Raw genomic sequence first — 14,990 nt, 5'->3', positions numbered from 1 at the left:
AGGGTTCAGGGGTATTTTGCGAAGTTGCAAAATGGGTGAAAAGCTTTTTCTAGGTAACAAGGTTCGCAAATTACGCGAAGCCAAGGGCTGGACACTCGACCAGTGTGCGTCGCGTCTGGCCCTGTCGCCCTCCTATCTTTCGCAAATCGAAACCAACCAGCGACCGGCCACGGCGCGTGTGCTGATTTCGCTGACCCGCGCCTTTGATGTGGATGCCAGCCTGTTCGATCTGGAAGGCGATGCCCGCCTGATCGCGGACCTGCGCGAAGCTGTCACCGATGTGGCCGCAACCGCCGAGCCGCCATCTCCCGCCGAGTTGAAACAGGCGGTCAATAACAGCCCGCGCATGGCGCGGCTGTTTCTGCAACTGCATCAGGACTATCGCCGTCTGGATGATCGTCTCAAGACCCTGAACGAGACACTGGGCCGCGACGAGAAACAGTTGTCGGCCCCTGCCCTGCCCTATGAGGCGGTACGCGACTTCTTCCACTATCGCGATAACTATATAGACGCACTGGATCTGGCCGCGGAACAACTGGCCGAAAGCCTCGACATTACCGGTGCCAGCCACCCCGAGCGCACGTTGGAAAAGGCTCTCGGCGATCTGTGCGGCGTGCGCGTGGCCTATCAGGACGGGCCAATGCGCCGTTTCGATGCCGCCGCCCGCATCCTCTATATCCAGCCCTCCCTGCCGGTGGTGACGCGCTGCTTCCAGATGGCGCACCAGTTGGCGCTGATCTGTTTTGCCGACCTGATCGAAGAGGAACTGGTCCGCGCCAATTTCGAGCTATCTGCCGCCACAGATGTGTGCCGGATCGGTCTGGCCAATTATGCCGCGGGGGCCATTCTGATGCCCTATCGCCGCTTTCTGGAGGCCGCGCGCGAACTGCGTCACGATGTGGACCAGATGCGCAAACGCTTCCATGCCAGTTTCGAACAGGTCTGCCACCGTCTGTCCACGCTGCAACGCCCCGGCTGGCGCGGCGTGCCGTTCTATTTTGCCCGCGTGGACATGGCCGGAAACATCACCAAACGCCATAGCGCCACCCGCTTCCAGTTCGCCCGCTTCGGTGGGGCCTGCCCGCTGTGGAATGTCCACGAAGCCTTTAGCGCGCCGGACCGGATACTGGTGAACCTGTCCGAAATGCCTGATGGCTCGCGCTATATCTGTATCGCCAAATCGGTTGCCAAACCGGGTGGTTCGTATCTGGAACCGGACCGCCGCTATGCACTGGGTCTGGGCTGCGAGATCGAACATGCCGACCAACTGGTCTATGCGGCAGGGCTGGACCTGAAGGGACCGCCGATCCGCATGGGCGTGTCATGCCGCATCTGCGAACGCACTGACTGCAAGCAGCGCGCTTTCCCGCCTATCGATCGCACCTTGCGCGTGCCCCAAAACGAACGTGACGTTATCCCCTACGCCCTAGGCTAGTTGCGGTTTCATGCCACTATTCCATGTTCCGCCTTCGTCCGAATTCATATTGACGTCGCGGCTTTTTGCACTGCAATGTGCAGTTGTGCAGCGCAAATATTGACCCCGATGTCATTGATGGTTTGAGGCGCAAACCATCCGTCCGTTCCGTGACAATTCGTCAAATCAGGATCATCAAGGCGTCAAAAGCCTGATACCCAAAGATCACGCCTGCGTCACGTCCCGTCCTTAGAGCGCCCAGCGTGGCTGTTTCCGCCATCTGTATCGTTCCCTGTTCCGGCTAAGAGACCCCAATGACCAAGGCCTTCCTTGCCTCCGGTGCCAGCCTGTTGACCCTATTCGCAGCCGGTATCGCCCACGCTGACACCCTGACCGAAAACCTGCCCGCAGACACACAGCAAGTGTCGCGCGTAACCGACATCGTCGTCACCGCCCAGCGCCGCGAACAGTCCGCGCAGGATGTCGGTGTCGCCCTGTCGGTCATCGGCGGCGAGGACCTGAACGAAAAAGGCGTCACGGTCATCAATGACATTGAAAATGTCATCCCGAACATGGAAGTCGACAGCCAGTTCGGCAGCGGCCAGCCCCAGTTCCGCATCCGTGGCATCGGCGCGCGTGAGTACTCGTCCAACAACGCCTCGACTGTCGGTATCTATGTGGATGAAGTCGCGCATCCCTATACGATCACCACTCAGGGCGCGATGTTCGATATTGCCCGCCTCGAAGTGCTGCGCGGTCCACAAGGGACGCTGTATGGTCGCAACACCACCGGCGGTGCCGTCAATATCATCACCAATGCCCCGACGGTCGATCGCCGTGCCGGTTTCATCGCCGAATACGGCAGCTACGACTATTTCAAGGTCGAAGGCTATGTCTCGGGTCAACTCGCACCGAACCTGCTGGGCCGTCTGGCCGCCGTCACCGAACAGGGCGGCGCATGGCAATACCACCGCGATACCGCCGAGAAGCTGGGCGACAAGAACAAGACCGCAATTCGTGGTCGCCTGACATGGGACGCCAGCGAAGCCGTAACAGTCGATTTGGCCGCAACCTATCAGATCGACAAATCCGATGGTCTGGGGTTCCGTCTGCGTGCGCCCTACAAGGTCTTTGACGGCAGCGTCACCTATCCGGCCGATACCGCATGGCGCATCACCGGTTGGGAGTTGTCGCCGGAAATGGCCGCTGTTTCGGGCCGTGCGCTGGGCTCCAAGCCTGGCCGCGACAATGAGGGTCTGGACCTGAACGCCCGTGTCCATGCCGATCTGGGCTGGGCGCAACTGAACTCGATCACCGCCTATCAGTCGTTCGAACGCTCGGAATACAATGACTGGGACGGCACCCGTTTCAATGAATCGGACGTCTATTTCTATAACAACATCGACGCCCTGTCGCAGGAACTGCGCCTGTCATCCAATGCTGGCGAGCGCCTGAACTGGATGGTCGGTGCCTATTATGCCGACGAGAGCATCGATGGCGGTTTCTATACCCAGTTTCGGGGCGCCGACCGCACCTTGATCAACACGCCGTACGAACAGACCGTCGAGGCCTTTGGTCTTTTCACCCATAACAGCTATCAGCTGACCGAGCGTCTGAACCTGATCGCCGGTTTGCGCTACGAAAATGAAACCCGCACTCTGACTACGACCGGCACACGTCGCATCAACGAGCCGGTCGGCCCGTCGCTCACCTACGACACCGACCTGTCTGAAGTGACCGGCCGCGTGGGTCTGGAATATGATCTGGCCGAAAATGCCATGGCCTATGCCAGCATTGCGCGCGGCGTAAAATCGGGCGGTTTCACCACCTATAACGCCACCTCCGCCACCCCGTTCAAACCCGAGATCGTCATCGCCTACGAGGCCGGCATCAAGTCGGACCTGTTCGATGGTCGTCTGCGGGCCAATGGCGCGGTCTTCTTCTACGACTATGAAAACCAGCAGGTTCAGGGTCTGGAATATGACCGCGAGACAGGCCGTCTGGGCAAGATTACCAATGTGCCCAAGTCTGAAATCTATGGCGGTGAAATCGAACTGGTCTGGATGCCTCTCGACGGCCTGACCATCAGCCAGAATTTCGGCTACAAAAAAGGCAAATACACCGAGTATTTCGCCATTGACGGTGCCGCCACTGACGCCGCCAACCCTGCCGACGGCCCGTGGGATGTCATTATCACCAATGACCGCTCGGGCGAGCCGCTCCAGTTCCCGAAATTCAACTATGGCGGCTCGGTCGCCTATGACTGGACCATAAACGGTTGGGACCTGCGCGCCGAGACCAACTATAACCAGCGCGACGATATCTATAGCGCAACATCCAGCTCGGTCCTGCCGGGTTACTGGCTGTGGAACGCCAATCTCAGCATGGGCCCGCAAGATGCCAACTGGCGCGTGGGCCTGTGGGCGCGCAACCTGTTCAACACCTATTACGAAGAGACCCGCAACGGCTTTAATGGCTCGGCCCGTCCGACCACCTCACCGGGTCAGGGCCGCACTGTCGGTGTGCGCCTGATGATGGATTTCTGATCCACATCTTCGAGGGCGGCTCTTAACGGGGCCGCCCTTTTCATGTTCTTTAGTCACCACTGTCACGCTTACGGGTGTCCCTGTGCTCCAGCCCCATCGCCGCGCCCTAATCGGCGGCCTCGTTGCCGCGCCTGCCGTGCTATCCTTCGGTCGCAGCGCCTTTGGCGGACAGGACATCTTCCCGTTTGGTGTCGCCAGTGGCGACCCGTCTCACGACGGCTTTGTCATCTGTACACGCCTTGCGAAAAATCCGCTGGCCGCTGATGGCCTCGGCGGTATGGATGCCGCCGTTCCTGTGCGCTGGGAAATCGCCGCTGACGAAGACTTTGGCCGTATCGTCATGGCCGGTAATGCCGTGGCGCAGAGCCCCCACGCCCATACGCTGAACATCGAGATCAGCGGCCTGCCGTCCGGCCGCCCCTACTGGTATCGCTTTACCGCACTGGGCCAGCAAAGCCCTGTTGGCCGCAGCCTGACCACCCCCGCCCCCGACCAGATGGCGGATCGTCTGCGGATCGCGGTCGCCTCGTGTTCTCACTATGAGCGCGGCTATTTCAGCGCCTATGGCCACATGGCCGACGAAGCGCCCGACCTGACCCTGTTCCTCGGCGACTACATCTACGAATACAGCCTCGGTGCCGACCGCGCCGACCAAGTGGTGCGCCCCTATAATCTGGAAGAGGCCACCACGCTGGCGGGCTATCGCAACCGTTATGCCCTGCACCGACTGGATGCCGACCTGCAACGTCTGCATGCCGTCGCGCCTGCCCTTGCCGTGTGGGATGACCACGAACTTCAGGACGACTATTCCGGCATCTGGTCCAAGATCAGCGGCACGCCCGTTTCCGATTTCGCCGCGCGTAAACAGGCCGCCTATCAGGCCTTCTTCGAGGCCATGCCGGTGCGCCGCTCCACCATCTCCAACCGTCTGTATCGGCAGGTCCGCTATGGCAATCTGGCCCAGTTCTTCATGCTGGACGGCCGCCAGTACCGCTCGCGCCAACCGTGCAGCGACGGCCCCAATGGCGGCAAGGGCCAGATCGTTACCGATGCGACCTGCACCGACCGTCTGGACCCGTCACGCACCTTCCTCGGGTTCGATCAGGAACGCTGGCTGTATGACAACCTTGGCCGCAGCGATGCCCGCTGGAACATCCTTGGCCAGAACCTTGTCATGGGCGGCCTGACACTGGCCCGTTCCGAAGCCGACGAAGCCCGCTTCTGGACCGACACATGGGATGGCTTCCCTGCCGCCCGCGACCGTCTGACCACCGCCCTTGCCGAGATCAAGCCGTCCAATCCTGTGGTTCTGGGCGGTGACTACCACTCCTTCTGGACCACCGACATCAAGGCCGATGCCCGCAACCCGGCATCCCCCATCCTCGCCACCGAGTTTGTCGGCACCTCCATCACCTCCACCGGCCCCAGCCATGACGGCCTGATGGCGGTCATGCCCAACAACCCGCACATCCGTTTCTTCGACAGCCGCCAGCGCGGCTACATGGCTCTCGATATCACCCCCGACACCATTAACACCCGCTACCAAGTCATCGACGACGTGCGCCAACGCCAGACCCAGCTTTCCACGCTGAAATCATGGGTGGTTGAAAACGGCAAAGCGGGCGCGGTTGCGGTGTAGGCTCAAGCATGTTCATCCTTGGCCATGCGCGCACCCGAAAACCTCGAGACTGATCGCCTGAGCCTTCGCCCCGTCGTGCGCGAGGACGCCGCTGATATCTTTGCCTATGCAGGTGCCAAAGCGCCCACCCGCTTCATGCCGTTCAAGCGGCACGAGAGCATAGACGACAGCCTCGCCTTCTCCATTCGATGCGAAGAAGCATGGCAATCGGGCGCGGCCTTTCCATGGGCCATGACGCGCAATGATACCGGTCAGTTCATCGGCGTGATCGAACTACGCCTCAGCCCGCCCAAGGCCGACTTCGGCTATATCCTGAACGAAACTTTCTGGGACCAAGGCTATACCTCCGAAGCCGCAAGCGCCGTGGTAAAATGGGCTATCCAACAGCCCGACATCCACCGCATTTGGGCCACCTGCCACCCCGATAACGCCGCCTCCGCCGCCGTATTACGCAAAGCGGGCCTCACCCATGAAGCCACCCTCCAGAACTGGGAAGCCCGCCCTCAGTTGGGCGAGATCGCAGGACCGAGCGATTGCTATGCCTTAATCAAGCCAATGAGGCTGTAGCCAGCGCTCTCTACACCCTCTAGTTTGCGCTGCCCGCTTCCGTTCGGGGCATCCGTGTTGTGAACTTCCGGTCGGTGCGTTTGGCATTTTCGAAATCAAAATCAGGTTTTGTGCGCTGGCTGTATGCGCTTGTCGCGACGGCACTTCTGGTGTTGGCCGCGCCTGCATGGGCCGAGGCTCCGCAAAGCCGCCTTGTGATCGGTGTGCCGCTGGAGCCGCCGCATCTGGACCCGACATCGGGCGCGGCGGCGGCGATTGACGAAGTGGTCTATGCCAATGTTTTCGAGGGTCTGACACGACTGACGCCCAATGGCACGGTGGCCCCGTCGCTGGCCGAAAGCTGGAGCGCGTCGCCCGATGGCCTGTCATGGACGTTACGCCTGAAGCAGGGCGTGACCTTCAGCGATGGCACTGCCTTTAATGCCGATACTGTGCGGTTCTCTTTGATGCGGATCGTGGCCGCTGGCTCGACCAATGCCCAGAAGGCCTTGTTTGCGCCCGTCCGCGATATTCAGGTGATCGATGCCGCAACCGTGGTGATCCACCTGTCGCGGCCCGTTGCCAACCTGCCCTATCTGCTGGCCTGGGGCGATGCGGCGATGGTGTCGCCCCAAAGCGCCGCCACCAATGGCACGCGTCCCGTCGGCACCGGCCCCTATACCCTGTCGCGCTGGCAGCGCGGGGGCGAGCTGGAACTGGTACGCCGCGAAGATTATTGGGGCCGTGCCCCGCAGACCCAACACCTTACCTTCCGCTTTATCGGTGATCCCGCCGCCGCCTTTGCCGCTGTGCGAGGGGGCGATGTAGACGCCTTTCCCAACTATCCGGCCCCCGAAACCATTGGCGAGCTAAAACGCGATCCGGCACTGGTGGTCACGCAAGGCCTGTCCGAGGGCAAGGTCATTATGGCCATGAACAATGCCCGCGCGCCTTTCAGTGACATTCGTGTGCGTCGCGCCCTGTCCTATGCCATCGACCGTCAGGCCATTATCGACGGAGCCATGTTCGGATTTGGTAAGCCGATCGGCAGCCACTATTCGCGTCAGGCCGCAGGCTATGTCGATCTGACAAACCGCTATCCGCACGATGTCGCCAAGGCCCGCGCGCTGCTTGCCGAGGCGGGCTATCCGAACGGTCTGGACGTCACCCTTCGCATCCCGCCGCGCCCCTATGCCCGCCGCAGTGCCGAGGTGCTGGTGAACCAACTGGCCGCCGCCAATGTGCGTGTAAAGGTCGAGACACTGGAATGGGCGCAATGGCTGGATCAGGTCTTTGGTCGCAAACAGTTCGACCTGACCATTGTCGAGCATGTCGAGCCGATGGATTACGACATCTATGGCCGCAAGGACTATTATTTCGGCTATAACAGCCCCGCCTTCGACGCCCTTTTGGCGGCTGTGAATACCGCGCCGGACGAAGCGACGCGCGTGTCGCTGCTGGGCGATCTGCAACGCAAGATTGCCGATGATGCGGTCAATGTCTTCCTATTCCAGTCGGCCCGTATCGGGGTGCATAAGGCGGGCATAGACGGCATCTGGATCAATGCCCCCATTGCCGCCAACGACATGACGGGTGTGACGCAATCGGGCATTGCGCGAGGCACGGCCACAGCATCCAATGGCAAAATCCTGCCGTGGAACTGGATCGGTTTTGGCCTGCTGGCCGCCCTTCTGGCCTTTAGTGTGCATCGTCTCGGCGCAGCATGGACAGCGAAAAAAGTGGCGGGCCATGCGGCAACACTTTTGGCCGCATCGGTTGTCATTTTCGCCCTGTTGCAGGTCCTGCCGGGTGATCCTGCCGCCTATATGATGGGCCTGAATGCCAGCCCTGAGGCGGTTGCTACCCTTAGACAGCAGATGGGACTGGATGGGCCGATTATCGCCCGCTACCTGTCATGGGTCGGTGGTCTGTTCAGTGGCGATTTCGGCATCAGCTACACCTATCAAACCCCTGTGGCGGCGCTGATCTTGGAGCGCCTGTCCGTATCGTTGCCGCTGGCGATTTCCGCCCTGATTTTGTCGGTGATAATCGCCCTGCCTGTCGGGGTTCTAGCCGCCCGTCATCGCGGCAAGGCGCTGGATACCGGCCTGATCGGGCTGATGCAGGCGGGGATCGCCATCCCGAACTTCTGGCTGGGTCTGTTGCTGATCCTACTGTTTTCAGTCGGTCTCGGCTGGTTTCCGGCGGGCGGTTACAGTGGCTGGACCTCGCTGGTTCTGCCCGCCCTTGCTCTGGCCGCGCCCCAAGCCGCCATCCTTGCGCGTGTGCTGCGAACCTCGTTGCTAGATACGCTGGGCGACGACTATGTCCGCACCGCCCGCGCCAAGGGTCTATCGAAGAATGCCGCCCTGCTCCGTCATGCCCTGCCTAATGCATGGATACCGGTGCTGACCGTGCTGGGTCTGCAAGCCCCCTTCCTGCTGGCGGGCAGTGTCGTGATCGAGAATGTGTTTTCGCTGCCCGGCCTTGGCCGTCTGGCGTTCCAAGCCGTCAGCCAGCGCGACCTGATCGTGGTTCAGGGCGTGGTGATGGTGCTGGTCGCCGCCGTGGTGCTGGTCAGTCTGGTGATCGACATCGCCTATGCCGTCGCCGATCCGCGTCAGCGCGATGCCGCCCTGAACGGAGGGCGTAAATGATCTTCGCTGCTTTCGACCGCATGCGGGCCATCGGGCCGCGCAGTTTGAAAATCGGCCTCGGCCTGTCCGTCCTCATCATTCTGGTGACGCTGATCGCACTCGTCTGGACGCCATTTGATCCGCTGCTCCAGAACCCCGATGCCCGCCTGTTGGCTCCCGACAGCCAGCATCTGTTCGGCACAGATGCGCTCGGTCGCGATGTGCTGTCTCTGGTGATGGCAGGGGCCGCCAACAGCGTGGCGGTGGCGGGCAGCGCCGTCATCTTCGGGCTTGTCATCGGTGTGCCTCTGGGCCTGTGGGCAGCGGCCCGTTCCGGCTGGCGCGATGATGTGGTTATGCGCGGCGGTGATCTGATCTTCGCCTTCCCGTCTCTGCTGACCGCCGTGATGCTGGCCGCCGCCACGGGACCGAGCGCCTTTAATGCCGCCCTTGCTCTGGGCGTGTTCAATATTCCGGTCTTTATGCGAGTGGTGCGTGGGGCGGGACGCGGACTGTGGAGCCGCGATTTCGTCACCGCCGCGCGCGCTGCCGGACAATCAACCCGCAGTATTTCGATCCGGCACATTCTGCCCCATGTGCTGGGGCTTGTGGTGGTGCAGGCTGCGGTTCAGTTCGCCGTGGGTGTCGCCGCCGAGGCGGGCCTGTCCTATCTCGGCCTGGGTGCCCAGCCGCCTGCCCCGAGCTGGGGCCGGATGCTGGCCGAAAGCCAGACCCTGATCGGCACCGCACCGTGGCTGGCCATATTCCCGGGCCTTGCCATTTTTGCCACGGTTCTGGCGCTCAGCCTGACGGGTGATGGCCTGCGCGACCGTCTTGATCCGCGCCTGAAACGGGAGGTTTGAGTATGAACCTTCTGGATATCCGCAACCTGTCGCTCACCCTCGGTTCCGTGCCTCTGCTATCGGACATCAATCTGTCGATTGCCGAGGGCGAAATCGTCGCCCTTGTCGGTGAAAGCGGATCGGGCAAGTCGCTGACCGCCCTGTCGATCCTTGGCCTTGCGCCCGACCATGCCCGTCTCTCCGGCGAGATTGTGCTTGAAGGGCGCGCACTGCACACGCTCAATGACCGCGCCATGCAGACCGTTCGTGGCCGTGATATCGGCATGGTGTTTCAGGAACCCCTCAGCGCACTGAACCCCGTCATGACCATTGGCGATCAGGTCGCCGAGGTCGTGCGCCACCACCAAGGCTGTTCGCGTAAAGACGCATTGGCGGCCGCGCGACTTGCTCTGGACAAGGCCGAACTGCCCGCGCCGCGCTTTGGTCTGGACCTTTATCCGCACCAGCTTTCGGGTGGTCAGCGCCAGCGCGTGGCGATTGCCATGGCCAATGTACTGGAACCGCGCCTGCTGATTGCCGACGAGGCCACCAGCGCCCTTGATCCGGTCAATCAGGCCAAGGTTCTGGACCTGCTATGTGACACCGCCCGCCAAAACAAGGCGGGCCTGTTGCTGATCGTGCATGATCTGGCTGTGGCGCGTGAGCGGGCCGACCGCGTGGTGCTGATACGTCAGGGTCGCGTGGTGGAAACGGCGGCTGCTGCGGCACTGGTAAATGGCCTGAACAGTGACTACGGCAAGGCCCTTGTTGCCGATGCTGGCCACTGGCCGCCGCCCCGCCCGACCGTGGCAAACAATGCCCCCGTCATTGCCGAGGCGCGCAACGTTACACGCCTCTATGCCGGATCGCGCAAGCTGTGGGGTAAGGGACCACCCGTCCGCGCCGTGGACAACGTCAACCTGTCTGTTCGACGCGGAACCAGTATCGGCCTGATCGGCGAAAGCGGCTGTGGCAAGTCCACACTGTTACGCGCCCTTTGCGGCCTTGAGCCGGTTCAGGGCGGACAGGTTCTGGTCAAGGGTCAGGACTGGGTAAAGGCCAGTGTAGGGGAGCAACGCGCCCTTCGTCGCCGTATCCAGCCGGTGTTTCAAGATCCGGGCGCCAGCCTTGATCCCCGCTGGACCATTGCCCATTCGCTGTCGGAACCGCTGGCCCTGCTGGACAAGCGACCTGAAAATCCTGACTCCCTGATTGCCGAGACTTTGCAACAGGTCGGGCTGGACGCACATTTTGCCAATCGCCTGCCGCATCAGATGTCGGGCGGACAGCGCCAGCGCGTGGCCCTTGCCCGCGCCCTGATTACCAAGCCGGACCTGATCGTTCTGGACGAAGCTGTTTCGGCGCTGGATGTGTCCGTGCGTGCGCGCATCCTTGATCTTTTGTCGAGGCTTTGCCGCGATCACGGTATCGCGCTTTTGTTCGTCAGCCATGATCTTGAGGTCATTCGCCGCCTGACCGACCAAGTGCTGGTGATGGAAGCTGGGCGTATTGTCGAGCAAGGCACCACCGAAACAGTTCTTGCCAGCCCGCAGCATCCGGCCACACAAAGACTGGTGGCGGCAACGCCGCGCCTGAACCCCGAGACGGAGCCAAAAGCATGAACCGCCGCACTGTTCTAAGCGGAGCCATTCTGGGCGCGACCGCCGCTGCCGCATCCGGTTCTGCCACCGCCAAAGAGGCCCACATGCCCAAAGCCAAAGGCCGGACCGGCCCACGTAACCTGATTACCGATGTGGCCGGTATCCGTATCGGTCAGGCCCACGATGCAAATGCCCGCACGGGCGTCACCGTTATCCTTGCCGAAACGCCCGCTGTCGCGGCGGTCGATGTGCGGGGCGGCGGCCCTGCGGGGCGCGAAACCGATGTTTTGAAGGCTGAAAATCTGGTGCAGGAAGTGGACGCCATCGTCCTGTCCGGTGGCTCGGTTTATGGCTTGGCCGCCGCTGACGGCATTGCCGCATGGATGGGCATGCGCGGTCGCGGCTATGGCATGGGCGGCGGTGCGGGTGTTCCGCCATCCCCCATCGTGCCCTCGGCCTGTCTTTATGATCTGGCCAATGGCGGCGACAAACAATGGGGCATGGATACGCCCTATCGCCGTCTGGCCGTCGAAGCACTCGAAGTCGCGTCCGACACCTTTGTGCTGGGCACCGCAGGCGCTGGTTTCGGCGCACAGGCCGGAAGCCTGAAGGGCGGCACCGGCTCGGCCTCGGCTGTGACAGACGATGGCTGGACCGTGGGGGCTATTGCCGCCGTGAACAGTGTTGGCTCGGTCACCGCCCCCGACAGTCGCCAGTTCTGGTCCGCGCCCTTCGAAATCGGCAGCGAGTTCGGCGGCCTTGGCAGCGACCAACTTTCCGCCGCGCACGAAGACTGGGGCCGCGCCAAATTCGTCCCGCGCCCGCGCGAAAATACCACCATTGCCGTGGTCGCCACCGATGTCGCGCTCAGCCGCGTGGAATGTCAGCGCATGGCCATCATGGCACAGGACGGATTGTCTCGCGCCGTGCGCCCCGCCCATGCGCCGTTCGATGGCGATACTGTCTTTGTCCTGTCCACCGGCAAGATCAAGCTCGAGGACGGCCCCGCCCGCAACATCGCGGTCAGCCGCCTTGGCAATATCGCCGCCGATGTTCTGGCCCGCGCCATTGCTCGCGGCGTCTATGAAGCCACCGCCTATGACGGCAGCGCAGACAAGACGTGGAAGGGTCTGGTCTAAGGGGTCCAGACCACTTTTTCGCCTACCGACAGCCCCGACAAAATCTCCACCCTGTCCGCCCCGATCCGGCCAAGGGTTACGGGGCGCGTTTCCAGTGTGCCATCCGTCTTTTGCACCTGCACCAATGGCGCGCCGTTGTTAAGGGCCGATACCGGCACCGTAATCGCCTGTTCGGTTTCGTACAGCACAAGCGACACCTGAGCCGTCATACCTATACGCATGTTTCTGGCCACGTCCGCAGGCAGGGCATCCAGTCTCACCCGCGCCTCGAACAAGGTTTTTTCGCCGGATGATCCAGCATCCGCCTCGCCCGATATAGCCAGCAGATGCCCCCCCAAAGACTGTCCAGCAAAGCCTGGACCGGTCACAGTGGCCAACATTCCTGTTTGAAACAGGGACAGGTCTGACTCCTCGATACGAAAGACAGCATCCAGACCATCCAGAACGGCAATCACACCCAGTGACTGGCCCCGGCTCACCTTGCCCCCACCTTGATCGCGACACTCTCCTTTGACGCAGAGCCGCTGGCATCCGGTCGCACCATGACCCCTGCCCGTGGAGCCGTAATAAGGCCTCCTTCTCCAACCACTTCGCCAAGCCGGTCAGAAGCGACCGCATGTTGCAAAGCCGCGACCTGTCTTTCGACCCCCTCGCCTCTCGCGCGGGTCTGGGCCAAATCCTCTTGAGCGGCTTGCACACCCTGCATGGCCTGTCGCAAGCTGCTTTCCAGACCTTCCATCTCGGTGCGCGGGATTAAACCTCGCGCAAACAGAGTCGCCCCTTCGTCACGCCGTCGCTTCGCCTCTGAATGTTGCGCCTGCACAGCCTCCAGACTGCGCTTCGCATTTCGCATCTCTGTTCCGGTGGACCACTGCTGCATCTTGTCGGCTGCGGCTCCGGCCTGAAGATAGCTGATACGGGCCTCGATATTGCGATGACGGATATCGGCTTCGCTCAGTCGAAAAAGCAACTGCCCCTCTTCGACGCGATCACCAAACACAAACCCGATATCCTCGACTGCCGCTTCGGAAGGCGACAGGATTTCTACCTGTTCGCCCGGCACAATCCGTCCCGAGAATGATTGAGTCACGACAAAAGGCCCTCGCGTGACCGTATGGCTGGCCAGTTCAGCAGGTGCCGTTTCACCATTTCTGCCGACAAAACCCAGCAACAACAGCACCGTCGCCGCCAGCACCACACCCGCCATCCAGAGGCTAGGCTGGCGTCTTAACGTTCCAAGGAGATTTGCCATACGTCCAACGTTCTGCCTGTTTGCTGATCCAGCGCGGTAAGGGCATTCAGATAGGCGAGTCGTGCCGACAGGGCCTGTGCGTCGGCATTGCGTAAACTGGCCTGGAGCGACAGCACTTCGAAATTCGTCGCCCGTCCGGCCTGCAGGCGTTCGTTTTGCAGTTCCAGACTGCGCTGTACCAAAGCCTTTGCCCGCAAGGCCGCTTCCAGTTGACGCCAGCGCGAATGGACATCCGCTACAGCTTCGCGGACCTGCGCCTCGATACGCTCCAGATCGCCTTCAAGCGCCAGCTCCGATGTATGCAGGGCGGTTCGCGCCGCCATGACATTGCGCCGCCCCGAAAAATCTCCCAACGGAATATTGAGCTGTAGGCCAACAGAATGGGATGACAGATCTGGCCCACCAGCATTGGCACTGAAACGGTCATAGCCCGCCACCACCGATACATCCCAAAGTCGGCTGTTTCGGGCCAGTTTTTCAGCCAGTTGCAGTTGTTCGATCCCCAAACGGCGTGCCTTGAGGTCACGCCGCCGCGCCATAGCTTCTGCAACAGCATGGTTGGGATCAATCTGCATCGCCTCAACGACAACCTCGTCTACGGCGGAAATCCGCATGGACGGATCCAGTGCCAGCAGGGTCAACAAGCGCACTCGAACCGTGTTAAGCGTCCGCTCGGCCTCAAGCAGCCCCACCTCCTGACTGGCCACTTCGGACTGGGTTTGTACGATGTCAGCCGCCGCCATCCGGCCTGCATCAATCAGAAGCTGGTTCGTCTCCAACAGGGCTTGGCTGCGTTCCAGCGACAGGCGGGCCAGTACCCGTCTTTCCTGAGCTTCGATCAGGTCACGATAGGCATAGGTGACCTGATCGATCAAACCGGCCACCGCCTCTTCTTCACGCAACCGGGCCAGTTCCGCATCCAGATGGGCCTGTCGCAGCGGTGCCATGTTCACATCCAAGCCTGCACCCTTCAAAAGAGGTTGCCGCACGGTGGCCGAAAAACTGTCGGATGCCTCTACGTCTCCATCCAGCGGTCCCTGTCGAGACCAAACCAGCGCCGCCGATGTGCCAACCGGACTGTGCCATGACAGGGTTGGCGATACGGCCCATTCTTCACTTTTCTCGACGGTGTCGGATTTACGCCGTATGGCCGAAACAGCCACTCCTCCCGATGGCCAATAGGCACGGTGCGCCAGAAAAAGATCAAACCGGTCCAGCACGCGCCACATACGCAGCGAGCGCAGATCACGATTATCCCTGAGCGCGAGTGTAACCGCTTCTTCCAAGCCGATATCGAGATGGTTTTGTGTCGTGCCCGCCATTGCTGCCGGCGAAAACATGAGGGTCAAAAAACCTGCGACCGCTGCGATTTTAC

Annotated in this window: 11 protein-coding genes; 8 read left to right on the top strand and 3 right to left on the bottom strand. The window is 61.6% G+C overall.

All coding sequences use genetic code 11. The annotated features are described in order from the left end of the window. Window positions 1–31 precede the first annotated feature (31 nt). The 8 genes from WEU32_RS04670 (at window position 32) to WEU32_RS04635 (ending at window position 12,363) form a co-directional block, all read left to right on the top strand. Window positions 32–1,435 (top strand): short-chain fatty acyl-CoA regulator family protein, encoded by a 1,404-nt coding sequence (locus WEU32_RS04670; protein WP_406853055.1) that lies wholly within the window; start codon window positions 32–34, stop codon window positions 1,433–1,435. A gap of 293 nt (window positions 1,436–1,728) precedes the next feature. Beyond that, entirely contained in the window at window positions 1,729–3,960 is a 2,232-nt protein-coding gene (locus tag WEU32_RS04665; protein ID WP_406853054.1) for a TonB-dependent receptor, read from the top strand. An 82-nt stretch (window positions 3,961–4,042) separates the two neighbouring features. Further along, on the top strand, window positions 4,043–5,599 hold the full coding sequence (locus WEU32_RS04660; RefSeq protein ID WP_406853053.1) for an alkaline phosphatase D family protein: 1,557 nt from the start codon (window positions 4,043–4,045) through the stop codon (window positions 5,597–5,599). A 24-nt stretch (window positions 5,600–5,623) separates the two neighbouring features. Next, window positions 5,624–6,166, top strand: a complete 543-nt coding sequence (locus WEU32_RS04655) for a GNAT family N-acetyltransferase (RefSeq protein ID WP_406853052.1) — start codon at window positions 5,624–5,626, stop codon at window positions 6,164–6,166. A 59-nt stretch (window positions 6,167–6,225) separates the two neighbouring features. Beyond that, entirely contained in the window at window positions 6,226–8,802 is a 2,577-nt protein-coding gene (locus WEU32_RS04650; protein WP_406853051.1) for an ABC transporter substrate-binding protein, read from the top strand. Further along, window positions 8,799–9,644, top strand: a complete 846-nt coding sequence (locus WEU32_RS04645; RefSeq protein WP_406853050.1) for an ABC transporter permease — start codon at window positions 8,799–8,801, stop codon at window positions 9,642–9,644. Before WEU32_RS04650 ends, WEU32_RS04645 begins: the two co-directional genes overlap by 4 nt. 2 nt (window positions 9,645–9,646) lie before the next feature. Continuing rightward, window positions 9,647–11,245: a dipeptide ABC transporter ATP-binding protein gene (locus tag WEU32_RS04640; protein WP_406853049.1), complete on the top strand. Its 1,599-nt coding sequence runs from the start codon at window positions 9,647–9,649 to the stop codon at window positions 11,243–11,245. Continuing rightward, a complete protein-coding gene (locus tag WEU32_RS04635; protein ID WP_406853048.1) occupies window positions 11,242–12,363 on the top strand; it encodes a P1 family peptidase in 1,122 nt (373 codons plus the stop codon). Before WEU32_RS04640 ends, WEU32_RS04635 begins: the two co-directional genes overlap by 4 nt. Here WEU32_RS04635 and WEU32_RS04630 read toward each other — a convergent pair. Genes WEU32_RS04630 through WEU32_RS04620 form a run of 3 tightly spaced genes read right to left on the bottom strand, consistent with a single transcriptional unit; the run spans window position 12,360 to window position 14,937 of the window. Beyond that, entirely contained in the window at window positions 12,360–12,842 is a 483-nt protein-coding gene (locus WEU32_RS04630) for an efflux RND transporter periplasmic adaptor subunit (RefSeq protein ID WP_406853047.1), read from the bottom strand. The two genes, WEU32_RS04635 and WEU32_RS04630, sit on opposite strands and share 4 nt — an antisense overlap. Further along, window positions 12,839–13,615, bottom strand: a complete 777-nt coding sequence (locus WEU32_RS04625) for a hypothetical protein (RefSeq protein WP_406853046.1) — start codon at window positions 13,613–13,615, stop codon at window positions 12,839–12,841. The genes WEU32_RS04630 and WEU32_RS04625 overlap by 4 nt, the downstream gene beginning before the upstream one ends. Beyond that, window positions 13,591–14,937 carry a TolC family protein gene (locus WEU32_RS04620; RefSeq protein WP_406853045.1) on the bottom strand — a complete coding sequence of 449 codons (1,347 nt, stop codon included), beginning with the start codon at window positions 14,935–14,937 and terminating at the stop codon, window positions 13,591–13,593. Before WEU32_RS04620 ends, WEU32_RS04625 begins: the two co-directional genes overlap by 25 nt. Window positions 14,938–14,990: the final 53 nt, after the last annotated feature.

The sequence above is a fragment of the Brevundimonas sp. BH3 genome (genome assembly GCF_045345115.1).
Lineage (GTDB): Bacteria > Pseudomonadota > Alphaproteobacteria > Caulobacterales > Caulobacteraceae > Brevundimonas.
Note: the sequence above shows the minus strand (reverse complement) of the source record. Positions and strands in the feature narration are given on the sequence as shown.